21 protein-coding genes are annotated in these 22,347 nt (G+C 58.5%); 7 read left to right on the top strand and 14 right to left on the bottom strand.

The window, feature by feature from the left end:
* Positions 1-705 (bottom strand): peroxiredoxin, encoded by a 705-nt coding sequence (locus QZT71_RS00795; protein WP_295911205.1) that lies wholly within the window; start codon positions 703-705, stop codon positions 1-3.
* 356 nt (positions 706-1,061) lie between these two features.
* Between QZT71_RS00795 and QZT71_RS00790 the strand changes: the two genes are divergently transcribed.
* Positions 1,062-1,724 carry a TonB-dependent receptor plug domain-containing protein gene (locus QZT71_RS00790; RefSeq protein ID WP_295911204.1) on the top strand — a complete coding sequence of 221 codons (663 nt, stop codon included), beginning with the start codon at positions 1,062-1,064 and terminating at the stop codon, positions 1,722-1,724.
* Between the two features lie 221 nt (positions 1,725-1,945).
* Here QZT71_RS00790 and QZT71_RS00785 read toward each other — a convergent pair whose 3' ends face one another.
* The 8 genes from QZT71_RS00785 to serC form a co-directional block, all read right to left on the bottom strand.
* Positions 1,946-2,491, bottom strand: coding sequence for a 2-oxoacid:acceptor oxidoreductase family protein (locus tag QZT71_RS00785; RefSeq protein WP_295911203.1), 546 nt, complete (start codon positions 2,489-2,491; stop codon positions 1,946-1,948).
* Between the two features lie 11 nt (positions 2,492-2,502).
* Entirely contained in the window at positions 2,503-3,264 is a 762-nt protein-coding gene (locus QZT71_RS00780) for a thiamine pyrophosphate-dependent enzyme (RefSeq protein ID WP_295911202.1), read from the bottom strand.
* A 5-nt stretch (positions 3,265-3,269) separates the two neighbouring features.
* Positions 3,270-4,364 carry a 3-methyl-2-oxobutanoate dehydrogenase subunit VorB gene (locus QZT71_RS00775; RefSeq protein ID WP_295911201.1) on the bottom strand — a complete coding sequence of 365 codons (1,095 nt, stop codon included), beginning with the start codon at positions 4,362-4,364 and terminating at the stop codon, positions 3,270-3,272.
* A gap of 2 nt (positions 4,365-4,366) precedes the next feature.
* The gene (locus tag QZT71_RS00770; protein WP_295911200.1) at positions 4,367-4,594 is read right to left on the bottom strand and encodes a 4Fe-4S binding protein; all 228 of its coding nucleotides are present in this window, start codon (positions 4,592-4,594) and stop codon (positions 4,367-4,369) included.
* A 158-nt stretch (positions 4,595-4,752) separates the two neighbouring features.
* Positions 4,753-5,214 carry a DUF805 domain-containing protein gene (locus QZT71_RS00765; protein ID WP_295911199.1) on the bottom strand — a complete coding sequence of 154 codons (462 nt, stop codon included), beginning with the start codon at positions 5,212-5,214 and terminating at the stop codon, positions 4,753-4,755.
* 109 nt (positions 5,215-5,323) lie between these two features.
* On the bottom strand, positions 5,324-6,568 hold the full coding sequence (locus QZT71_RS00760) for a DUF1015 domain-containing protein (protein ID WP_295911198.1): 1,245 nt from the start codon (positions 6,566-6,568) through the stop codon (positions 5,324-5,326).
* A 76-nt stretch (positions 6,569-6,644) separates the two neighbouring features.
* Complete coding sequence (locus QZT71_RS00755) at positions 6,645-7,568, bottom strand: 3-phosphoglycerate dehydrogenase (RefSeq protein WP_295911197.1); 924 nt, start codon at positions 7,566-7,568, stop codon at positions 6,645-6,647.
* 90 nt (positions 7,569-7,658) lie between these two features.
* A complete protein-coding gene (gene serC / locus QZT71_RS00750) occupies positions 7,659-8,732 on the bottom strand; it encodes a 3-phosphoserine/phosphohydroxythreonine transaminase (protein ID WP_295911196.1) in 1,074 nt (357 codons plus the stop codon).
* 201 nt (positions 8,733-8,933) lie between these two features.
* Between serC and QZT71_RS00745 the strand changes: the two genes are divergently transcribed.
* Genes QZT71_RS00745 through QZT71_RS00720 form a run of 6 tightly spaced genes read left to right on the top strand, consistent with a single transcriptional unit; the run spans position 8,934 to position 13,808 of the window.
* Entirely contained in the window at positions 8,934-9,794 is an 861-nt protein-coding gene (locus QZT71_RS00745) for a YicC/YloC family endoribonuclease (protein WP_295911216.1), read from the top strand.
* A complete protein-coding gene (gmk, locus tag QZT71_RS00740) occupies positions 9,794-10,363 on the top strand; it encodes a guanylate kinase (RefSeq protein ID WP_295911195.1) in 570 nt (189 codons plus the stop codon). Before QZT71_RS00745 ends, gmk begins: the two co-directional genes overlap by 1 nt.
* Positions 10,360-11,169 (top strand): nicotinate (nicotinamide) nucleotide adenylyltransferase, encoded by an 810-nt coding sequence (gene nadD / locus QZT71_RS00735; RefSeq protein WP_295911194.1) that lies wholly within the window; start codon positions 10,360-10,362, stop codon positions 11,167-11,169. Before gmk ends, nadD begins: the two co-directional genes overlap by 4 nt.
* A 2-nt stretch (positions 11,170-11,171) precedes the next feature.
* Complete coding sequence (locus QZT71_RS00730) at positions 11,172-12,158, top strand: D-alanine--D-alanine ligase (RefSeq protein WP_295911193.1); 987 nt, start codon at positions 11,172-11,174, stop codon at positions 12,156-12,158.
* Entirely contained in the window at positions 12,155-12,727 is a 573-nt protein-coding gene (locus QZT71_RS00725; protein ID WP_295911192.1) for a DUF3109 family protein, read from the top strand. Before QZT71_RS00730 ends, QZT71_RS00725 begins: the two co-directional genes overlap by 4 nt.
* A gap of 7 nt (positions 12,728-12,734) precedes the next feature.
* Positions 12,735-13,808, top strand: coding sequence for a M23 family metallopeptidase (locus tag QZT71_RS00720; protein ID WP_295911190.1), 1,074 nt, complete (start codon positions 12,735-12,737; stop codon positions 13,806-13,808).
* A gap of 85 nt (positions 13,809-13,893) precedes the next feature.
* On the opposite strand, the gene QZT71_RS00715 is transcribed toward QZT71_RS00720, so the two are convergent.
* From QZT71_RS00715 to QZT71_RS00695, 5 genes are read right to left on the bottom strand one after another with little or no spacing between them, the layout of a single operon-like run.
* Complete coding sequence (locus QZT71_RS00715) at positions 13,894-15,771, bottom strand: fimbrillin family protein (protein ID WP_295911188.1); 1,878 nt, start codon at positions 15,769-15,771, stop codon at positions 13,894-13,896.
* Between the two features lie 24 nt (positions 15,772-15,795).
* Complete coding sequence (locus QZT71_RS00710; protein WP_295911186.1) at positions 15,796-18,189, bottom strand: BACON domain-containing carbohydrate-binding protein; 2,394 nt, start codon at positions 18,187-18,189, stop codon at positions 15,796-15,798.
* A gap of 22 nt (positions 18,190-18,211) precedes the next feature.
* The gene (locus QZT71_RS00705) at positions 18,212-20,173 is read right to left on the bottom strand and encodes a calcineurin-like phosphoesterase family protein (RefSeq protein WP_295911185.1); all 1,962 of its coding nucleotides are present in this window, start codon (positions 20,171-20,173) and stop codon (positions 18,212-18,214) included.
* Between the two features lie 13 nt (positions 20,174-20,186).
* A complete protein-coding gene (locus tag QZT71_RS00700) occupies positions 20,187-20,822 on the bottom strand; it encodes a BACON domain-containing carbohydrate-binding protein (protein WP_295911184.1) in 636 nt (211 codons plus the stop codon).
* Positions 20,823-20,842: 20 nt separating this feature from the next.
* A complete protein-coding gene (locus QZT71_RS00695; RefSeq protein ID WP_295911183.1) occupies positions 20,843-22,342 on the bottom strand; it encodes a SusD/RagB family nutrient-binding outer membrane lipoprotein in 1,500 nt (499 codons plus the stop codon).
* Positions 22,343-22,347 lie beyond the last annotated feature (5 nt).

Here is a 22,347-nt window from a genome sequence, read left to right as displayed (position 1 = left end):
TCAGCCCTTGATTTCATAGCCCTTGCCGAGCTTCTTCTCGATTTCCGCTTTCGGCAGCGGGCGTGTGCAGAAAAACCAGTCGTAGCACTTCACGCCCTCGGGCTGGTCGTTCATATCCTCGCCTTTCATCGGGACAATCACCTCGTCGCCCGGACGCCAGTCGGCCGGCATGGCAACCCCGAAAGCATCGATGGACTGCAAGCCCACCAGCACGCGTTTTATCTCTTCGAAATTGCGTCCCAGCGCCAGCGGATAGTAAATCATCGCCCGCAGCACCCCTTCGGGATCGACGAAGAACACGGCACGCACGGCGGCAGTCTGGCTCTCGCCGGGCTGAATCATGCCGTAAAGGTTCGCCACCTTCATCGACACGTCGTCGATAATCGGAAATTCGACCTTTATATCCTTCATGCCCTTGTATTCGATTTTCTCGCGGATTGTGCGCAGCCACGCGATATGGCTGTTGCGGCTGTCGACCGAGAGGCCGATAAGTTCGCAGTTGAGCGCCCTGAATTCAGCGGCCCGGGCGCCGAAAGTAAGTACCTCGGAGGTGCAAATCGGCGTAAAATCGGCCGGATGGCTGAAAAGTATCACCCACTTGCCCTTGTAATCGGACGGAAAGCTGACTTTCCCCTGCGTCGTCATCGCTTCGAATGCCGGAACCGGTTCGCCGAGACGCGGCAGTTGCTGTTCGTTCTTCTCCATAATCATACGGTTTTAAATGTTTATATCCGGACACGCAAAGTCAGTGCCCTGCGATATGGAAACTTTCGGTTCCTGTTACCAAATTACGTTTTTCACACCGATAATCCTAATCCTAAACCGCTGTTTTCGGGCGAAATACGGAACCGTATACACAAACGGCGTTTTCGGTCACCGCACCTATCGGAATGCTTGCTTTGCCTGTCACGGCCCTTGACCGGAGATGTTATCGCGCAACCCGAAACGAACACCGGCCGCGGGACAGCGCCGGCTCACAAGCCATGCACAGGCGAGAAATAAAACGGGAATATGTGTTCGTATTTCCGTTTTTTAGTTATATTTAGGAAAAATTCATCCGCATGAAAAAGCTCCTGCTCACAGTTCTCTGTCTTGCCTGCGGTATGGGCAGCCTCACGGCACAGCCCGCAGAAGTCCCGTTCAACGGTCTTATCACCGATGCTTCCGGGAAAGGCATTAAAGCCCGTATCGACGTCAAGAACAGCGAAAAATATACGGTTTCCGACCGGAAAGGGCAGTTCGGGCTGACGGACATCGCCCCCACGGATACGCTTACGGTCAGATACCGGCGAACGACGCATGAAATTCCGGTCGCAGGTCGCAGCAGCCTGAAAATCCTGTGGTTCGACGACAACCCTTCCTGCGATGAAGACGAACAACTCGTCGATTTCGGATTCGGATACGTCAAACGGCGCGAATACACGTCGAGCTCGACGGGCCTGACGGGCAGCGAAATGATCCGCAAGGGATTCACCGACCTGCAGTCGGCCATACTGGCGTTAGTCCCCGGCGTACAGTTGATAAACGGAGAGATTGTCATACGCGGAATCAGCTCCATCAATTCGAGCAGCGCCGCACTGATTGTCTGCGACGGCTCGGAACTCCGCGACCTCAACACCATCAACATCTACGACGTGAAATCGGTCGAAGTCCTGAAAGGCAGCAACATGTACGGACTTCGCGGCGGAAACGGCGTCATCGTCATCCGCACCCGCAGCAAATAACGCAGGTCGGCGCCGTGCATGCACCGGGCAATGCCCATTTTCGGATGCCCGGCACCGGGCAATGTCCTGTTCATGGAAACCGACAAAGCAAGGCGGAACAGGGCAGCCCCAGGCCGGACGGAGCAAAGCAGGCACATGACAGCGCATCACCGCACACACAAAAAAGCCATCCCGCAAGGATGGCTTTTCCATATATCATTATATCATTTCTGCCGGTGCAATCAGCGGATCTTCCGGATAATCTCCCCGCCGTGGCGAATCGCCTCCTCGTTGGCGGGAAGCATTTTCCAGGCACGCTCGGGGAGCGACTTTTTGAGGCCGACCATCACGTTCTCCATTTCGACGACGGGACGCACCTTGAGGTAACCGCCCAGAATCATCGTATTGAACAGCTTGGCCTGTCCCATCTTCGCACACTCGGCCGTGGCGTCGATCGCATAAACCTCGATGTCCTCGCGCACCGGATGGCGCGTGATGCCGTTCGTATCGTAAATCAGCACGCCGCCGGGTTTGACCATCGGCTCGAACTTCTCCATCGACTGCTGGTTCAGGATAATCGCCGTATCGAACTCGTGCGCAATCGGCGAAGATATTTTCCGATCCGAAAGGATCACCGTCACATTGGCCGTACCGCCGCGCATTTCGGGGCCGTAAGAGGGCATCCACGTCACCTCGAAATCCTGCATTACTCCCGAGTAAGCCAGTATCTTACCCATCGAGAGGACACCCTGTCCTCCGAATCCTGCGATAATTAACGTCTCTTTCATAGCGTGTCCTCTTATTTTACGTCCTTGATATCGCCCAGCGGATAGTAGGGCAGCATGTTCTGCTCGAGCCATTCGTTCGATGCCACGGGCGAGAGTTTCCAGCCGCTGTTGCAGGTCGAAACGACCTCTACGAGCGAGAAGCCCTTGCCGGCCATCGAATTTTCGAACGCCTTGCGGATTGCCCGCTTGCACTTGCGCACGTTGGCGGGCGTATGCACGCTCTGGCGCGTGATGAAAGTGGCGCCGTCCAGGTGGGCCATCATCTCGGCAATCTTATAGGGATAGCCGTTCAGGCGCGGATCGCGGCCGTAAGGGGTCGTCGCGGTCTTCATACCCAGCAGGGTAGTCGGGGCCATCTGGCCGCCCGTCATGCCGTATATGGCGTTGTTGATGTATACCGCCACGACATTCTCGCCGCGCGCGGCCGCATGAATCGACTCCGCCGTACCGATGGCCGACAGGTCGCCGTCGCCCTGGTACGTGAAGACCAGGTTGCCGGGATGCAGGCGTTTCACGGCCGTAGCCACAGCCAGTGCGCGCCCGTGCGCCGCTTCAATCCAGTCGATGTCGATGTAGTTGTATGCGAATACGGAGCAGCCGACGGGCGATACGCCCACGGTTTTCTCTTCGAGGCCCATCTCCTCGATGACCTCGGCTATCAGTTTGTGTACCGTGCCGTGACTACAGCCGGGGCAGTAGTGCATGACGTTGTCGGTAATGAGCTTCGGTTTCGTGTAAACCAGATTCTCGTTTTTGATTTCAACCTCTGCCATCATCTTTACTTTTTAATCAGTTTTTCCTTGAGCGCCGCAAGCACCTCGTCGGGCGCGAACATCATACCGCCCTGGCGGCCGAAATGCTCGACGGGGGCTACGCCGTTCACGGCCAGCCGCACGTCCTCGACCATCTGTCCGGCATTGAGCTCGGCGGAAAGGAAGCCTTTCACACCGCGTCCGGCCAGTTCGGCAATCGGTTTCTTGGGGAAAGGATAGAGGGTAATCGGGCGCAGCAGGCCGACTTTTAGTCCTTCGGCACGCGCCATCTCGACCGTTGCCGAGCAGATGCGCGCCGACGACCCGAACGCTACGATGACGTAGTCTGCGTCGTCGCAGCCGATCGCCTCGTAACGCACCTCGTTCTCCTCGAGCGCCCTGTATTTCTCCTGCAAACGCTTGTTGATAATCTCCATCTTCTCCGACTGCAGCTCGAGCGACGTCACGATATTGCGTTCGCGGTCGGCAGGCTTGCCGTACGTCGCCCAGGTCTTGCATTCGGCTGCAATCTCCGCGTCGGTTTTGCGGGGACGCTGCGGCGCGAGCACCACTTTCTCCATCATCTGCCCGATGGCGCCGTCGGCGAGAATCATCGCCGGATTGCGGTATTTGAACGCGAGGTCGAACGCTTCGGCTACGTGGTCGTGCATCTCCTGCACCGAGTTGGGCGCCAGCACAATCATGTGGAAGTCGCCATGTCCGCCGCCCTTGCAGGCTTGGAAATAATCGCCCTGCGAAGGTTGAATCGTGCCGAGGCCCGGGCCGCCGCGCTGGCAGTTAATGACCAGACAGGGGAGCTCGGCGCCCGCCAGGTAGCTCAAGCCCTCCGACATCAGGCTGATGCCGGGGCTCGACGACGAGGTCATCACCCGCTTGCCGGTCGCAGCGCCGCCGTAAACCATATTAATCGAAGAAATCTCCGACTCGGCCTGCAATACGACCATACCCGTGGTTTCCCACGGTTTGAGTTCCATCAGTGTTTCCATCACTTCCGACTGGGGAGTGATCGGGTATCCGAAATATCCGTCGCAACCGTAGCGTATCGCAGCATGGGCGATCACCTCGTTGCCTTTCATCAGTTTTACCTCTTTCTCTGCCATAGCTACTCGAATTTTTGACGATAAACCGTGATGACGCTGTCGGGGCAAATCACCGCACACGAAGCACAGCCCGTGCAGGCATCGGGATTCGCCATCCGGGCAATGGGGTAGCCCTTGCTGTTCACCTCTGCCGATAACTCCAGCACGTCGCACGGACAGGAAGCCACGCAGACCCCGCATCCTTTGCAACGCTCCTTATCGACAACGATTGTTCCTTTTATTTTAGCCATAAGCCGTAGTATTGTTAAGTTCCTTACAAATATATGAAAAAATCCCGAAAATTCTAAACGAATGCAACAAATCTTATCATGAAACCGACAAATAAGAAGCAGCGTCCCCGGAATAATTCACTCCGAACACGCTGCATACAAAACATTTCCGGCATTTATCACGCCTCGGGAACGGGGCCATAGCTGTTTTGGCCGGGCTCCCCGGGCAAGCACAGCCAATAAATCATGAAAACAAGATACACGCCCTGCAAAATGGCAATTGCCAGATCGGCATCCGCGAGCCAGGCTGCCGCACCGGGTTTGAGGGAGAAACAACCGACAACACGGCCTGCGATGCCGATTAGCAAATATACACCCGCCCGCCATCCGCTGCGCCCGCTGTCGTGCAGGCGGCGTACCATAACGGCCAGGTAGGGCAGCAGGAACGGCAGGCCGACAAGGAAAACAGCATAACGCCTGACAGCATCGCCGGCGTTACAGCAGTTGAGAACACCCAGGACAACGGCGAACCCGAGAAAAAGCACGGGCAAGAGGAACAGCACAAAATACCAAAACTCGGGCAACGGTGCACGTCCCCGAAAATCCGCATAGTGGCGAAAGCACTTGACAAACCATTTCATTGCAAATCGGTTTTAAGGGATTGTCATGCAAGTTAACGATTTTCCGCCGTCCTGCAAAGCAAAGGGCCGTCCTTTTTCAGGACGGCCCCATAACGGTTTTTACGGACAGCTACTCCTCGAACGAGTGAATCACCACGCCCGAGCGGAGTTTCGGCTCGAACCACGTCGTCTTCGGAGGCATGATGTTGCCCGTATCGGCGATGTTGATGAGCTGCTGCATCGAAACGGGGTAAAGGGCGAAAGCCGCCTTCATCTCGCCGCTGTCGACACGGCGCTTCAACTCGCCCAGGCCGCGGATGCCGCCCACGAAGTCGATTCGTTTCGAGGTGCGCAGGTCTTTGATGTCCAGAATTTTATCCAGCACGAGGTTCGACAGCACCGTAACGTCCAGCACGCCAATCGGGTCGTTGTCGTCGTACGTGCCCGGTTTGGCCGTCAGGCTGTACCAGCGGCCGTCGAGGTACATTGAGAAATTATGCAGTCCCGTGGGGCGGTACTCGTCCGCACCCTTGTCCTCGACGGTAAAGTTTTCCGCCAGCCTGCCGAGCAGCTCTGCGGGCGTCAAACCGTTCAGGTCGCGGACAACGCGGTTATAATCGATAATACGAAGCTGCCCCGCAGGGAATGTAACGGCAAGGAAGTAACTGTACTCCTCGTTGCCCGTATGACTGGGATTCTTGCGCTGACACTCCTGACCCACGCGCGCGGCCGCAGCCGTGCGATGGTGTCCGTCGGCCACATACAGCGCGGGAATGTCCGCGAAAATCTCCGTAATACGGTCGTTGGTCTTTTTATCGCGGATAACCCACAGTTTATGGCCGAAGCCGTCGGCCGCCGTGAAATCGTACTCCGGGGCATTGTTCTTCACCACGTCGGCCACAATGGCGTCGATTTCGGCGTTGTCGGGATAGGCGAAAAACACCGGCTCGATGTTGGCTTGCTGGTTGCGAACATGAATCATGCGGTCCTCCTCCTTGTCGGGACGCGTCAGCTCGTGCTTCTTGATAGCCCCCGAGAGGTAATCCTCGTAATTGCAGCACATCGTCAGGCCGTACTGCGTGCGGCCGTCCATCGTCTGCGCATAGATATAGTAGTACTCTTCGGGATCCTGCTCGAGCCAGCCCTTTTCGCGCCATGCGCGGAAGTTCTCGACCGCTTTGTCATAAACCTCCTGCGAATGCTCGTCGGCAATGGGGTCGAAATCGATCTCAGGTTTGATGATGTGCAGCAGCGAGCGCTCGGTTGCCTCGGCCTTGGCCTCGGCGGAATTGAGCACGTCGTAAGGACGCGACGCCACTTCGGACGCATACTGTTTCGGGGGGCGTATCCCGCGGAAAGGTTTGATTCGTACCATACTGTTTAGAATTCATATTAAGGCAAAAAAGGCGGGCGCAGCCAATTCGCTCCCGCCTTTCATGCGCCGTTATACACTATTTGTTCACCTGGAACCGGGTGTTGCCGTTCTTGAAGAAATCGACGATTTGGCTGGCGGCGGCGAGGCCCGCATTGATATTTGCCTCGGCGGTTTCCGCCCCCATCTTCTTCGCCGTGGCGAATACCCGCTTGCCGAATTTCTCGTCCAGTTCGGCCTGGTTCCCGGCAGCGATGTCGGTAATGTACTTCAGGTCTTCGCGTTCGGCCAGCGCCTTCACCACGCCCTGTTCGTCGATCACCTCCTTGCGGGCGGTGTTGACGAGCGTAGCGCCCTTGGGCATGGACATCAGCAGGTCGTAGCCGATCGAGCCTTTGGTCTGCTCCGTCGCCGGAATGTGCAGCGAGAGGAAGTCTGCATGCTTATACAAATCTTCGACCGAATTCACCTGCTTCACGCCGTCGGCCTCGAAAACCGTAGCGTCCGTGATGAACGGGTCGTAAGCAATGACGTTCATCCCCATCGCCTTGCCTTTGCGGCCGACCAGTTTGCCCACGTTGCCGTAAGCATGGATGCCGAGGGTCTTGCCCTGTATCTCCGAACCCGTGCCGGGCGTAAAACGGTTCCGCGACATGAAAATCATCATGGCCAGCGCCAGTTCGGCCACGGCGTTGGAATTCTGTCCCGGGGTGTTCATCACCACGATGCCCCTCGCCGTAGCGGCCGCAAGGTCGACATTGTCGTATCCGGCACCTGCGCGGACAACGATTTTGAGGTTCTTCGCCGCTTCGATGACTTCGGCCGTCACCTTGTCGCTGCGGATAATCAGCGCGTCGACGTCGGCCACGGCAGCCAGCAGTTCCGACTTGTCGGTATACTTTTCGAGCAGGGCCAGTTCATAACCGGCATCTTCGACGATTTTCCGAATGCCGTCGACAGCCTTTTTGGCAAAAGGTTTCTCGGTTGCAACCAATATTTTCATACCTGTACTTTCTATTAGATGAATAAAATCGATGTCCGCGGCAGCTTTTTTCTTCGGAGTAAATGTAAAGAAATGCGCCATGGCCCTACGTTATTTTGCGTGTTTGGCGGCAAACTCCTGCATGCAGCCTACGAGCACCTCGACGCTCTCCCTGGGCAGGGCGTTGTAGCACGATGCACGGAAACCGCCCACCAGCCGGTGGCCCTTGATGCCCACGATACCGCGGCTCTTGGTGAATTCCATGAACTCGGGAGCCAGCTCCTCGTAGCCGTCGGCCATCACGAAGCAGATGTTCATCAGCGAACGGTCTTCCTTGGCCACCGTGCCGCGGAACAGCGGGTTGCGATCGATCTCGTCGTACAGCAAGGCGGCTTTCTCCTGGTTGCGGCGATAGATTTCGGGCACCCCGCCAATCGACTTGAGCCACTTGAGCGTCTCCTTGAGTACATAAATCGGGAATACGGGCGGCGTGTTGAACATCGAGCCGTTCTCCACATGGGTGCGGAACGAAACCATCGTCGGCAGATCACGGACGATTTTGTCGAGCATGTCCTCGCGGATGATGGCGAACGCCACGCCCGCAGGGGCGAGGTTCTTCTGCGCACCGCCGTAAATCATGGCATATTTCGTCACGTCGATCGGATGCGAAAGGATGTCCGACGACATGTCGGCGATTACGGGCACGGGCGAGGTGATGTCCTCGTGGTACTCGGTACCGTAAATCGTATTGTTCGAGGTGATATGTACGTAATCCAAATCGGCGGGAATCGCGAATCCCTTGGGAATATAGGTGAAATTCTTGTCCTCGGACGAAGCGAGCAGTTCGACCTCGCCGTAACGCTTGGCCTCCTTGATGGCTTTCTTCGACCACACGCCGGTATTCACATAACCGGCTTTTTTACCCAGGAAGTTGGCGGGCACTTCGTAGAAGAACGTGCTGGCGCCGCCGCCGATATAGAAAATCTTGTAGTTGTCGGGAATGTGGAGCATCTCGCGGAAAAGCGCGTCGGCCTCGGCCATCACGTCGTCGAAATCTTTCGTACGGTGCGAAATCGAAAGCAGCGAAAGGCCCGATCCGTTGAAGTCGATGATAGCTTTGGCTGCATTTTCGAGAACTTCGTCTGCAAGGATCGAGGGTCCCGCGTTAAAATTGTGCTTTTTCATAATATTCAGATTGTGAATTTAGTGTTTGGGACTACAAGCTGTTAGTTTACTAACACAAATATAGATAAAATATTCTTGAGAATGCAACACTTGTGCAAAACTTGTTCAAAGAAATTTCACTCGGTGTCCCGAACGCTCGGCATTTTGAATTGTTTTTATTACTTTTGCCGAAACTTAACAACCGCCGCAATGGTAAAATCGATGACGGGCTTCGGCAAAGGCGAAGCCTCCCTGCAAAATAAGAAAATCACGGTCGAAATCCGCTCGCTCAACTCCAAACAACTCGATTTGGGGCTGCGCCTGCCTGCCGTATACCGCCAGTCGGAATACGAAATCCGCAACATCATCGCCCGCACCATCCAGCGCGGCAAGGTCGACGTGTTCGTCACGGTGGAGTCGCAGGCCGTGGAGACCCCGGCCCGCATAAATAAAGAGGTGTTCCGCGAATACCTGCACCAGATGACCGACACGCTCGCATTCGCAGGCATCGACGCCGACTACGACGCCATCGTGCCCGTCGTGATGCGCCTGCCCGAGGTCGTATCGACCGAAACGGAGAGTATCTCCGACGAGGAACACGCGGCGCTGATTGCCGCCACCGAAAGCGCTGCGGCACAGCTCGACGCCTTCCGCGTGCAGGAGGGGGCGATCCTGATTGCCGACCTGCTCTCGCGCGTGGAGAAAATCGAAACGTACAAAGAGGAGGTGGTGCCGTTCGAACAGGCCCGCACGGAAACGATTAAGGCCCGTATCCTGGAAAACCTCGGGAAACTGCAGGTCGACGTCGACCGCAACAGGCTGGAGCAGGAGATGATTTTCTACCTCGAAAAACTCGACATCACCGAAGAGAAAGTCCGCCTGGCCAACCACTGCAAATACTTCCGCGAAGTGGCGGCCGAAGAGGAGGGCGTGGGCCGCAAACTGGGCTTCATCGCCCAGGAGATGGGGCGCGAAATCAACACGATGGGATCGAAAGCCAACGAATCGAACATCCAGATACTCGTCGTCAAGATGAAAGACGAACTGGAAAAAATCAAGGAACAGGTACTGAACATACTATAATGGGCAAGGTAATCATATTCTCCGCCCCGAGCGGTTCGGGCAAAACCACAATCGTACGCGAATTGCTGAAACGTTTTCCGCAGTTCGAGTTTTCGGTGTCGGCGACCAGCCGTTCACCCCGCGGCTGCGAGCGCCACGGCTGCGACTACCACTTCATGACACACGAGGAGTTCATGCAGGCCGTCGCCGAGAACCGCTTCGTGGAGTGGGAGGAGGTCTACCAGGGCACCTGCTACGGCACGCTGCGCTCGGAGGTCGAGCGCATCTGGGCCAAAGGCAACATCATCGTCTTCGACGTGGACGTCGTGGGCGGCACCAACCTCAAACGCATCTTCGGCGACGACGCCTGCTCGATATTCGTCATGCCCCCCTCGATCGAAGAGCTGCGCCGGCGACTCGTATGCCGCGGCACGGACGCTCCCGAGGTAATCGACCGCCGCGTGGCGAAAGCCGAATTCGAGCTGACGAAAGCCCCCGAGTTCGACCACATCGTCGTCAACGACTCGCTCGACGATGCGATTTGCAAAACCACCTGCATCATCAACGAATTCATAGCCAGCCAGCGATGAAGCGCGTCATGCTCTATTTCGGGTCGTTCAACCCCGTGCACAAGGGACACATGGCCCTGGCGGAGTACGCCGTGGAACGCGGACTGTGCGACGAGCTGGTGCTTGTCGTTTCGCCCCGGAGCCCCTACAAGCAGGCGGCGGAGCTGGCACCCGAAACAGATCGCTTCGAAATGGCCGAAACAGCCTGTGCGGCATCGCGCTATCCCGACCGTATCAAACCCTCGGTCGTCGAATTCCTGCTGCCCAAACCCTCCTACACAATCGACACGCTGCGCTACCTGACCGAGAACCACGGCGCGGAGATGCAGTTCTCCATCCTGATGGGCGCCGACCAGCTCGAGCGGCTCGACGGCTGGAAAGAGTACGAAAAGATACTCGAATACCCGATATACGTCTACCCGCGCCGCGGCGAAAGGACGGACAAATTCCCCGGCCGCATCACCGTACTGGAAGATGCGCCGCTGCTGGACATCTCCTCGACGGAGATTCGCGGGCGCATCGGACAGGGTGAGGACACCTCGCGGATGCTCGACCCGGGCGTTGCCGACTACATCCGCCGCAAAGGACTGTGGAGTCCCGCGGCACGCAAGGCGGCGCTCACGGCGCAGATTGCCGAAGACCCGCAGAACACGGCCCTCTATATCGAGCGGGGCAAGCTTCACTACCGGCTTAACGAGTGGGGCGCGGCGCTCAACGATTTCAACCGCGTACTGCAACTCGACGACAGCCACGCCGAAGCGCGCCAGTATGCCCGCATGGTGCAGGAAATACTCGAATTCAGATACAAAGACATATACAACCCCTGACAATGACACGTTTGAAGATTGCCCTGATGGCGGGCGGCGATTCGCCCGAACGGGAGATTGCGCTCCAGAGCGCAGCGCAAATCGAAGCAGCGCTCGACCACACCAAATACGACATCACGGTCATCGACCTCCACCACCGCGACTGGCACTACACGGCCCCCGACGGGCGGCAGTGGCAGCTCGACAAGAACGACTTCTCGCTGACGGTGGACGGCATGCGCAAGGCCTTCGATTACGCACTGATTATTATCCACGGCACCCCGGGCGAGGACGGCAAACTGCAGGGCTACCTCGACATGATGGGTATCCCGTACTCGTCGTGCTCGATGACTTCGTCGGTCATCACCTTCGACAAAATCACCACCAAGCGCACCGTGGCGGGGCGGGGCATCAACCTCGCCCGCGAACTGTTCCTCTGCAAGGGCGAAACCGTCGACCCGGACAAGGTCGTGGCCGAATTCGGCCTGCCGCTCTTCATCAAGCCCAACGCCAGCGGCAGCTCGTTCGGCGTAACGAAAGTTCATACGCGCGACGAGGTGCTGCCCGCCGTCGAAGCGGCATTCGCCGAAAGCAACGAGGTGCTGATCGAAGAGTGTATCGCCGGCCGCGAAATGGGCTGCGGCATGATGGTCGCCGGCGGCCGGGAGTACCTGTTCCCGATCACGGAAATCGTTTCCAAAAAAGATTTCTTCGATTACCAGGCCAAATACACCGAGGGATACTCGGATGAAATAACCCCGGCTGATATCTCCCCCGAAATCGCAGAGGAGCTGCACCGCATGACCCGCGCCGCCTATAAGGCGTGCCGCTGCTCGGGCGTCGTACGCGTCGATTTCATCGTCACGCCCGAAGGCAAACCCTACATGATAGAAATCAACTCCATCCCCGGCATGAGCGCGGGCAGCATCGTCCCCAAACAGGCCAAAGCCATGGGTATGACGCTGGGGGAGATGTTCGACCTGATAATCGCCGACACCTGCCGCAGATGATCGAGATAGACGACAAAATCGTAAGCGCCGACCTGCTGCGCGAGTGTTTCGCCTGCGACATCGCCCGATGCAAAGGCATCTGCTGTGTCGAAGGCAATGCGGGTGCGCCGCTCGAAGCCGAAGAGGTGGAGATCCTCGAACGCGAATACGCGGCCTATAAGCCCTACATGACGCCCGAGGGCATCGAATCCGTCGAGCGGCAGGGGTTTATGGTCGTGGACGACGACGGCGACCTCACCACGCCGCTGGTCGACGATGCGGAGTGCGCCTACGCCTACCGGGAGAACGGCGTCACGCTCTGTGCCGTCGAGAAGGCATGGCTGGAGGGTAAGACCGCATTCCGCAAACCGATTTCATGCCACCTCTATCCGATTCGGGTGGTGCAGTTTTCGAACGGCACGGTGGGGCTCAACTACCACCGCTGGTCGGTCTGCGCCCCGGCGCGCGAATGCGGCCGCAAACTGGGCCTCCCGGTTTACAAGGCGCTCCGCGAACCGATTGTCCGCCGTTTCGGCGAAGAGTTTTACAAGGCGCTCGAAACCGCCGAGGAATTTATTCGACAACAATAGGATACACATGAAAAAATACAGCCTCACATGTATGGCCGCCGTTGCGGCACTGACTGCCTCGGCCGGAGCGCCGCAACCCGACGCACCGCAGGCCGACTCGCTCCATATCGCCGCCCTGTCGCCCGAAGAATCCGCAGCCGTCGATTCCATCGCCGCCCTGCGCCTGCGCCTGCAGCCCAAGCAAATCGAGTCGATTTTCGACACCAACGGCCTGACGGTCATCGACACGCTCGACTCGGGCAACGACGCCGTGCAGGTAGTGCTGTACAGCAACAACACCTGGAAATATATCCGCAACCGCGAAGTGGCCAAGGACAGCACGATTTTCGAAAAATACTGGGATACGACGACGCTTTTCCCCTACAAGGACGCCGACATGTCGGGCATGCCCAAGTCGGTGGTCATCGACCTGATCGACTCGACGACAAGCTACCACTGTCCCTATCAGGGTTCGGTGCATCCGCGCGGCAAGTACGGCCCGCGCCGTCGCCGCCAGCACCAGGGCGTAGACCTGCCGCTCAAAATGGGCGACCCTGTTTACGCCACGTTCTGCGGTCGGGTGCGCATTTCGCAGTATAACAAGGGCGGCTACGGCAACCTGGTCATCATCCGCCACGACAACGGCCTGGAAACCTACTACGGACACCTTTCGGAGCGCATGGTGGAACCCGGCCAGTGGGTCGAGGCCGGACAGATCATCGGATTGGGCGGCTCCTCGGGCCGCAGCACGGGGCCGCACCTGCACTTCGAGACCCGCTATTACGGGCAGTCGTTCGACCCCGAGCGGCTGATTGACTTCAAATCCGGTATGCTGTGCCGCGAAACCTTCCTGCTGAAAAAATCGTTCTTCAGCATCTATTCGAACGCCGGGCAGGACTTCGACGACGAAATCGCAAACGAAGAGCAGGACAAGAAAGAGGCGGCCGAAAAGGCGGCCATGCAGTACCACCGCATCAAGTCGGGCGACACGCTGGGCGCCATCGCCCGCAAGTACGGCACGACGGTGACGAACATCTGCCGCCTGAACGGCATCAAGTCGACCACGACGCTGCGTATCGGCCGCTCGCTGCGGGTACGGTAAGGCCCCGGCAACGAACCGGAAGCCGCCTGAACGAAAACGAGGGCCGGAGTTTTGAAACTCCGGCCCTCGTTTTATTTGTCCGACGCTACTCCCTGACGATTTTCAGGTCGTCGAGCCACATGCGGAACGAAGTCGTATTCTCGGTCGAGACAGCGAGGCGCGTTTCGGGCGTAGCCCCCGTAACCGTTACGCTGTGCTCCGTCCATTCCAGCACCTTCTTCGCATCGGCGCCCACCTCGGCAGGGGTCTTGTTGGTCAACACCATCGCACCTTCACCGTTGGCGAACGTACCTGCGCCCGCATGAACCAGCACTTTGAAATCGGCACCGCAAACGACACTCGGGTCGGTTTCGTAGCTGCCCGTCGCCTTGTTCGGCTCGTAGTAGGCGTGTGCCTTGAACGAAAGCGTCACCGTTGCCGTCGCATCCGTCAACCCGAGGCTGCCCAGCGTCGGCGTAACCAGCACGCCTTTGGCACCGCCGCTGCCGAATTTCAGCGCTCCGCACACGGGGAATATACCACTGCACCCCGACTTGTCCCAGCCGTCCCAATGATAGGTGAGGAACGACGCGTTCATCTTGGCACCGAAAGCATCCTCCATGCAACGCACGGGATGGCCGAGCGTAAACACGAGGGCATCCTCGTCCGAAAAGTCCGCTCCGGTCTGCGTCGCCGTCGCCAACGCGGGGCCCCATGCCATGTCGACAGGACTGCCGCCCCAGCGTACATCGTCGAAATCCTTGTACAGGAGCACGTTCGCCGCCTGCTGCGGTGCGGCATCTGTGGTGACTTTCAATTCGCCCCATTGCGAATCGTCGTATGCCGTGGCGTTCTGCGACACGAGTTGTGCGCGGACGGTGTATTCGGTCGACGCATCGAGGTCGCCGAACGCATAACGGTTGTAAAGGTAGGTGTAATTCGTACCGCCGCTGCCGCCGTACTTGAAGTTCACGCCGCTGTGGCTGCGAACGACTTTGTTCGAGGCATCGAGCAGTTCGATGTTGTATTTGCGGCCGTAGGGGTAATCCGCCGCAAAGTCGAATTCGGCGATAATAAGACCATGCGATTTGCGGAATGCCGTGACTACGGGCGTAGGCAGCGTTTCCTTGCTCGTCGAAATCGTCATACTGCCGTCCGCAACGAGGGCGTTGACCCCGACGGGCATCATGTAGCGCATGCCCGCTTCATAGTCTTTGGAAGCCCTGACTTTCAGCTCGGCTTTCTTCGTCCCGGCGTAAAGCGTGATGACGAGGTCATCGCCGCTTTTCACAGCGGGATTCACCATGCACCAGGCGGTCACTTCGCCGGTCAGGACAGGCGAAGCGTCGAGGTTCAGTATCACCGCGGCAGCCGGTGCGACGGGAGTCAGCGCCGCGGCGGCATCGGTCAAATCGGCCGTATACGAACCGGCAATATCGCGCCCTGCGGCACCGAACGTAATCTTCGACAACGGAAGCCCGGCCAGTTCGCTGCCGTCGAGGTCATTGACCTTGAAGCAGAGCAGCGCCAGCTTGTTTTTGAATTCGAACTTCCCGGTCTTGTAAACGCCCACCTTGAAATCGTTGTCGCCGATTTCGGCGGCTGCGCCCGTCTGCACCTGCTCCGTGCCGACCGTCATGGCGATAGCCGCGACATTGTCCCCGGCAGTTCCGGAATAGGGGTAGTAAGCATACGTGGGCGTCGCACCCGCAGTCAGCAGTCCCTCGAACGTTCCGCTGTTGCTCCCGGCACCGCTCTTGAGCGTAAAGAGCGTGTTGTTGTCCGAGGCGGAGAAAACCCCGATTTTGTCGTTGGCGCTCCACAGCACCTTCAAACCGTCGGAGCCGAGCTCCGTACGGGTACGCGTCTGGTCGAGTTGTCCCGTAATCTGCACGGGCTCCCGTCCGTCGGTACCCGAAACCTCTTCTTTGGCACATCCGGCCGCTGCCGCTGCCAGCATGAGCAGGCAATAAATCTTTTTCATGGTCATTGGTCTTATAGTTTTAAATTATTTGTTTCCGTATCCGTCGCCTCCGTCGCCGTACCCGGGCGTATCTCCGCCCGTGCCCGCACCGCCGAAGCCGTCGCCACCGTCACCGTATCCCGGCGTGTCGCCGCCCGAATCGCCCGAACCCGGACGGGAGAAACCGTCGCCGCCGTCGCCGTAATCCCCGCTGTCGCCGCCCGTCGTATCGCCGGGCGCGGCGCCTTCGCCGCGGACGATCATCAGATCGTCGAGCCACATGCGGTAATAACCTTTCTGGGCGATGGTCGAAATGGATATCCGCGTCGTGGCGTCGGCGCCGTAAACTTTCACCGAATGCTCGGTCCACGAATAGCAGGTCCTGGCGTCGGCACCGGTTTCATCGGGACGCAGGTTGGTAAGCGTGAGCTTGGTAGCCCCGTTCTCGAACGTGCCGCTTCCCGACCAGATAGAAATCTCGAACGTCGCACCACAGGCGATATATGCATTCTCGAGGCTTCCGGTGGTGAGGTTCGGCTCGTAATAGGGTGCAGCCTTGAACGACACCGTCACGTCCGACTTGAGGCTCAATCCGTACTCCCCGAGCGGCGAAGTGGTCATCCGCCCGTAAGCCGAGCCGCTGCCGAACTTCAGGGCGCCGCAAATCATGAACAGGCCCGAATTGGCTTTCTCGGCCACAGGTTTCGAAATGTCGCTCCAATCCCAGCCGCTCCAGTACTTGCGACGATACTGGTCGGGCAGCTTCCCGGCATTGAAACTGTCCTCCATACAACGAATCGGATATACAATCACCAGGTTGAACGCCTCTTCGTTGCCGTAGTCGAGATTCATCTGGTTGTCCTTGGGATGCACGCCCCAGGCCACGTCGATGGCGCTTCCGCCGAACCATGCCGTTTCGAAATCCTTGTACAGCAGACAATTGGACGGCAGGATAGGAGTCGCCAGCGTACGGACTTTACAGCTGTTCCACTCCGAATCATGGTAGTTCGCGTCGTCGGACACATACTGCACACGCAGCGTATACTCCGTGTCGGGCGACAGGTTTCCGAACACCTGACGGTTGTAGATATACGAACGGTCGTAAGTCGCATTGCTGGCATAATTTACGCGCTCGTATTTGCGCAGCACGTTGCCTGCGGCATCGAGCAGTTCGAGGTTATAACGACGCCCGAGGCCCTGCGTGCTGCGCGTCCATTCGAACACGAGCATGCCGTGCGTGGCGCGGAACAGCCATACCTGCGGCATGGGCAGGTAACCGATGGTCTGCATGTCGAACGGCTCGCAATAGGGCGACTCGATATAAATCGACTCCGCGGCAGGCAATGCACGCACCCGGAAACGGTAAGCCACGCCGACCTCCAAGCCGGAAACAGTCACCGAATTGAGCCCCGTCGTACCCGTCGAAACGATCCGGTCTTTCAGGAAACATTCGTATTCGTAACCGGCGGCATTGCGCACGGGGTCCCAGTTGAACGTAAGGGTGGTTTCGGTCGCCGACCCGGTAATGTTCGACGGTACAGCCAGTTCGCCGCCGAGTTCGAGCAGTTTCGCCTCGCCCGGCTCCCCCTCGATTAACAGCAGGTCGTCGAGCCGGAATTTCCCGGCTTCGGAGGTTTCGAATTTGAACCATATCCTTTTGATGTCGTCCGAAACGTAAAACCGCGTTTCGGCGGACGCCCAGCCTGTCGCGGAGCCCCGTTCATATGTCACCGGGGCCCAATGGGTACCGTTCTTGCTGGCATAACACTTCAGGGCATCGGAATCGAACGCATCCGCCGAAGTGAAGGCCCCGAATGAAAAACGGAAATCGAGGGCATCGGCAATGTCGACGGGGCCCATGACGAACGAACTCCCGGCCGTCGTGAACGCGACGTTTCCGGAGCCTGTCGCTCCGTCATAGCCTGCCGAAGGGATTTCAGTTCCGACATGGCATCCTTCGCCGGAAAAGAGCGTTTCCGAAACGCCGATACCGGAAGTCTGCCAGCCGGCGTACTCGCCGACGGCGGTTTCCGCAGCCGGAGCGCCGAACGTTTCGCTCGCGAAACAGAGCATCCGGTCGCCGGCTTCCTGTACGATACGCAGGGTAGAGGAAGCACCGTTCAGGCGGCGCAGCGTCAGTTCGGCCGTACGCTGCATGGCGCTGTGGTTGGGGGCTACCGTGAATGTAACGACGGCTTTGCCGTCGGCAGCGGCCGGGGAGGCCGAAACCCAGTCGGCCCCGGCATCGGGCAAAAACTGCCAGAAAACATTCGAATTCACTTCGAATTGCAGGACTGCACCGTTTGCGTCACGGCCGTTCTTGAGCACGTTGAACGTGACGTCCCCGGGAAAGCAGACCGCCTCGGTCGAATCGTCCGAACAGCCCGCACCGAGTACCGCGAAGAGCACAGCAGCAATTCCGAATATAATTTTCTTCATAATCATCAAGCATTTATCGGTTTTACTTCATGTCCGTCGTGAAGTCTTTCGGACGGCGCATCACCTCGGAAGAAGTTCGGCCGAAACGGTCGGTAACTTCGATTCGGAGTGTCGTACCGGGCTCCGAGGCCCGGACGCTGAACATATGCGAATGGCGGAGCGACTCCCAGTCGGCGACCACGGCCAGCCCGGCTTTCAGGCGCGGATAGTCGAAACAGATGGTATGGAGCGGGTCGCGGTGCCATACGCGCGTAACTTCGAGCGGACGTCCGTTCTCCGTCACCGAAATCGTCCATTCGGGGTCGTAGTTCCACACATTGATGAAGACCGTATTGGGCTCCACATCGAAATAGTCGTCCCCCTGGCCGTCCTTGGCGCGGCTGGGCCATTGCGAGAGCAACTCCACGACTTCGGGTTTGTAGAAAGCCTTGACGCTATTCATGTCGTAAGAGAGAAACTGTTTGTCGCGGTCATGCCCGACACCCTTGTAGTACCACTTCAAATCGGTTCCGTCCGCCTCGTAAACGGCATAACCGGCCGGCGCCCCGTCCTTGCAGACATTCACGCCCGAGAGCTTCCCGGCCCACCACCACGTTTCGCACACGGCAGCGACGTTGTGCTCTTCGAGCGTCGGGGAATAGGGGATGTGTGCATTGTAGTGGGTGTGGCCGCTCAAGAAAATCACGCGGCTGAAACCGTCGAAGCAGGCAATCAGGTCACCGGTGCCGCTGCTCGGATTGAACGTCGGCTTGTTGGCGAACGTCGCATTGTAGTTGTTCATACTCTGGCAATGGAACCCGACCACGACCGGCATGGACTTGTCCCCGACTGCCGCGAGGTCGTCGCGCAGCCATTCGAGCTGCATTTCGGAGACGTAGCGCTTGTAGTTGCGGCTGCCGATGGTGCCCTCCGCACCGTTATCGTTGATGTAGACCGTATTATCGAGCACGATGTAGTGCACTCGGCCGATGTTCATCGAATAATAAGTCGGCCCGAATACGCTTTTGTACATCGCTTCGCCCGCGAAATCGCCCACCCGGTAAGGGTCGTTGTCGTGATTGCCCATGACGTGGAACAGCAGCGAGGGATAACCCGCCATGGTCGTCTTGTAATTCGAAAGGCCGTACAGGTTGGAATACCAGAACTCGTCCCAGGTCATGTCGCCCAGCATCAGCGTGTAAACGGGTTGCTGTCGCTGCTGCGCCGCGATGAACGCCTTGGTTTCGGTCAGGAATCCGTCGCCGAACTGCGTCAAATCGCCCGTAGCCGAAGGACGGTTGGCCAGATGCAGGTCGGTCGCCACGAGCATCGTATGGCGCTCGTTGTCGGCCTCGACCAGCTCGAAGTTATGCTGCTCGCAGGCTGCCTGCGGCCCGGTGAGCGACGCCCAGAAAGCCGGGGCGGTCGTATCCTCGGTATACGGTTCATAGCCCGAGGGCAGGGTGATGAAGACATAGCCGTGGTACTTCTCCGACGGCAGCCAGTAGTAACCGTCTTCGTCGGTGGTCACCGTAACGACGCCGTCCGACACACGCACTCCGGCAAGGGGTTTCAGGCCGCAGTACACGACGCCCTTGACCGTCGCCCCTTCCCGGTCGGGAACGAGCGTCCAGTCGGGTGCCGGGCGCAGTTTGGTGTAGGCCAGCAACTGCTCGTCTGCGCCGCGGCGCAGGACAAGCGAATAGCCGTCCAGGGTTATACCCCCGGGTACGGTAAAACAGGCGTAGCTTTCGGTAATCGCTTCGACGGGGGCAGAGAATTCCGTACCGGTGCCCCGTAGCAGCAGTTCGTCGCCCTCGGCGAAGCCCGCGCCGAGCAGGCGGAGTTTCTCTCCCGCATAAACGGGCATCGACGGCGCGATATAAACGTCGGTCACCATCTTGCCGGGTTTCCCGACGGCAGCGGGCTTGGCGTCGCTGCATCCCGCCGATCCCGATACGAGGCCGGCGAGGAGCAACACGATGTATTTTGTCAGCTGTTTCATGGTTTGCATGGTTTTAGTTCGCAGTTTGTGTAATGTAGAGGTCGAGCTCCGCATCCGTCCCGGGAATTGCGAAATGCACGATACCCTCGCGCTGTGCCCCGGTGCCGTTCTCGGAAATCAGGAGGTGCTGGCGTATCGGCGAGCTTTCGCCCGGCGTGAGCCAGTCGCCGCCTTTCGTGACTTCGGCGTGCCACGTACCGGTCGCCGTGACCACGATTTCCAGCTCCTGTGCGGCGGCAGCGACCGTTTTCCGGTTATCCGGAACATTTAACGCCAACGAGAACCCGCGGCCCGTCTGCCTGATCGGCAGCTGGTAGACAATCTGTTTGCCGGCATATACGGACAATACGCTGCTACGCACATATCCCGTGGGATTGGCGGCGACGGTGATTGAGAACCGGCCGTCGAAATCGCCCTCGGTGGGCCACACGTCGATCCACTGCGAATCGTCCTCGTAACTCAACGAGATATGCCATGACGGAAACCCGGAATAGAGGATGAACGTCTGCACACCTTTCTCCGCCGTGAAATCCAGCGCCGGCAGCGCCGGGGAGAGCTCCAGCCTGCGCTCCTCCCGGGTATCGTCGTCACACGCTGAAAAGACGACGGCTGCCAACACCAAAACCGCGATATATTTTAACTGTTTCATAGAAATTCTGCTTTAAGTTGTTATTTGCCGGAGGCCTGTTTGCTCCACCATACGGGCGTCGTCATCGTATCGCCGCCACCGTAGGTTTCGACCATGCGGGCCACAGCCTCGGCATAGCGCTCCGGATTCGTTTTCGCCGTATTCACCGGATATTCGAAACGCGTGGGCAGCGTATGGCCGTTGCTGGTGGCGTTGCCGATTGCGAGCTGCGGGAATCCGGTGCGGCGGTAATCGTTCCACGCCTCGAAACCCACCCAGAACAGGGCGATGTACTTCTGGCCGATAATCCGCGCCAGCGTACCGTCGTATGCCACACCGTTCAGGAATGCCTCCACGACATCGTCGCCGACCACGTTGCCCGAAGGGTCGATACCCGACCAATAGCTAATCGAAGCCTTGACCGCCGCCTTGTACCAGGCTTCGGCCTGCGTCGTTCCACCCGCGACGATACCGCGCTGTGCGGCCTCGGAGAGGATGAACAGCACTTCGTCGTATTTCATCAGCGAGAACGGCGAGGAGTAGTCGCCCAACAGCGGTTTGTTGAGCTTGGCCACACCCGACAGGTTGGTCGTTTCGTCGACCGGCTCGCCGCTGGGAAGCCCCTCCCACGAGTCGCCGCTGCGGACGAAATAGATCGCCAGGCGGGGGTCGCCGCTGCGGGCCATCATCTGGATGATGTTGTCGGCTGCGGCACGGCCCGTCGAAGTAAAGTTGGTGTCGGTCATCGTGCCGAAATAGTTGCGGAAAGGCGGCTCGCCCGTGTAAAACAGTGTCGCATTGTCGGCGTTGGATGCGAAAACGGGGTAGGTCGCGGGATTCTCCGCAATGCGGCGGATACGCTCGGCTACGCCCAGCTCGGCGTCGCGGTTGACACAGCGCATCAGCAGCCGCAGGTAGAGCGAATTGGTGAACTTCCTCCACTTGCTTATGTCGCCGTTGTAAAGCAGGTCTTTGGCAGGCATCGAGAGTTTCCTGGTCGCGTCGTAGAGGCCGTTGGCCTCCTCGAGCAGGTCGTACAGCCCGCGGTATACCTCCTCCTGCGTATCGAATTTGGGCTTCGACACGCCCTCGTACCCCTTGAAAGCTTCGCTGAAAGGAATGTCGCCCCAACCGTCGGTGCAGTTGGACAGGTAGAGTGCCTTCATCGTCAGGGCGATGGCCTGGCAGTTGGGATCCTCGCGCTTCACCGCCAACTCGTACATCTCCTGCGCGGTAGCGGCCCACTGGAACTGGGTCGCCCAGTGGTCGGCCGGAATTCCGTTGGGAATGATATAACGGTGGTAGGCGTTCAGGCTCGACGTGGACACGGTATACTGCACCAGCTCCCCGTGCAGCAGCCACGTGCGGTGGAGCAAACACTCCGCCCCCTTGAACACGAGGTTCTCCAGCAATCCCTCGGGGCCGATGGTTCCTTTGTCCATCTGGTTGGGATTGGCGTTGTACTCGTCGAAATTAGTCGTGCAGGCTCCGCCGGCAAGCAGGCCCAGCAGGCCGCATACGATATATTTGGTTATTTTCATGGCAG

This window comes from uncultured Alistipes sp., assembly GCF_902388705.1.
GTDB lineage: Bacteria > Bacteroidota > Bacteroidia > Bacteroidales > Rikenellaceae > Alistipes.
Note: the sequence above shows the minus strand (reverse complement) of the source record. Positions and strands in the feature narration are given on the sequence as shown.

Coding starts and splice junctions, on each gene's coding strand:
- QZT71_RS00755 (WP_295911197.1), bottom strand. CDS start 7,568: ATGAAAATATTGGTTGCAACCGAGAAACCTTTTGCCAAAAAGGCTGTC.
- QZT71_RS00730 (WP_295911193.1), top strand. CDS start 11,172: ATGACACGTTTGAAGATTGCCCTGATGGCGGGCGGCGATTCGCCCGAA.
- gmk (WP_295911195.1), top strand. CDS start 9,794: ATGGGCAAGGTAATCATATTCTCCGCCCCGAGCGGTTCGGGCAAAACC.
- QZT71_RS00705 (WP_295911185.1), bottom strand. CDS start 20,173: ATGAAACAGCTGACAAAATACATCGTGTTGCTCCTCGCCGGCCTCGTA.
- QZT71_RS00790 (WP_295911204.1), top strand. CDS start 1,062: ATGAAAAAGCTCCTGCTCACAGTTCTCTGTCTTGCCTGCGGTATGGGC.
- QZT71_RS00720 (WP_295911190.1), top strand. CDS start 12,735: ATGAAAAAATACAGCCTCACATGTATGGCCGCCGTTGCGGCACTGACT.
- QZT71_RS00770 (WP_295911200.1), bottom strand. CDS start 4,594: ATGGCTAAAATAAAAGGAACAATCGTTGTCGATAAGGAGCGTTGCAAA.
- QZT71_RS00775 (WP_295911201.1), bottom strand. CDS start 4,364: ATGGCAGAGAAAGAGGTAAAACTGATGAAAGGCAACGAGGTGATCGCC.
- QZT71_RS00785 (WP_295911203.1), bottom strand. CDS start 2,491: ATGAAAGAGACGTTAATTATCGCAGGATTCGGAGGACAGGGTGTCCTC.
- QZT71_RS00725 (WP_295911192.1), top strand. CDS start 12,155: ATGATCGAGATAGACGACAAAATCGTAAGCGCCGACCTGCTGCGCGAG.
- QZT71_RS00745 (WP_295911216.1), top strand. CDS start 8,934: ATGACGGGCTTCGGCAAAGGCGAAGCCTCCCTGCAAAATAAGAAAATC.
- QZT71_RS00765 (WP_295911199.1), bottom strand. CDS start 5,214: ATGAAATGGTTTGTCAAGTGCTTTCGCCACTATGCGGATTTTCGGGGA.
- QZT71_RS00715 (WP_295911188.1), bottom strand. CDS start 15,771: ATGAAAAAGATTTATTGCCTGCTCATGCTGGCAGCGGCAGCGGCCGGA.
- QZT71_RS00710 (WP_295911186.1), bottom strand. CDS start 18,189: ATGAAGAAAATTATATTCGGAATTGCTGCTGTGCTCTTCGCGGTACTC.
- QZT71_RS00695 (WP_295911183.1), bottom strand. CDS start 22,342: ATGAAAATAACCAAATATATCGTATGCGGCCTGCTGGGCCTGCTTGCC.
- QZT71_RS00700 (WP_295911184.1), bottom strand. CDS start 20,822: ATGAAACAGTTAAAATATATCGCGGTTTTGGTGTTGGCAGCCGTCGTC.
- QZT71_RS00780 (WP_295911202.1), bottom strand. CDS start 3,264: ATGGCAGAGGTTGAAATCAAAAACGAGAATCTGGTTTACACGAAACCG.
- serC (WP_295911196.1), bottom strand. CDS start 8,732: ATGAAAAAGCACAATTTTAACGCGGGACCCTCGATCCTTGCAGACGAA.
- QZT71_RS00795 (WP_295911205.1), bottom strand. CDS start 705: ATGGAGAAGAACGAACAGCAACTGCCGCGTCTCGGCGAACCGGTTCCG.
- QZT71_RS00760 (WP_295911198.1), bottom strand. CDS start 6,568: ATGGTACGAATCAAACCTTTCCGCGGGATACGCCCCCCGAAACAGTAT.
- nadD (WP_295911194.1), top strand. CDS start 10,360: ATGAAGCGCGTCATGCTCTATTTCGGGTCGTTCAACCCCGTGCACAAG.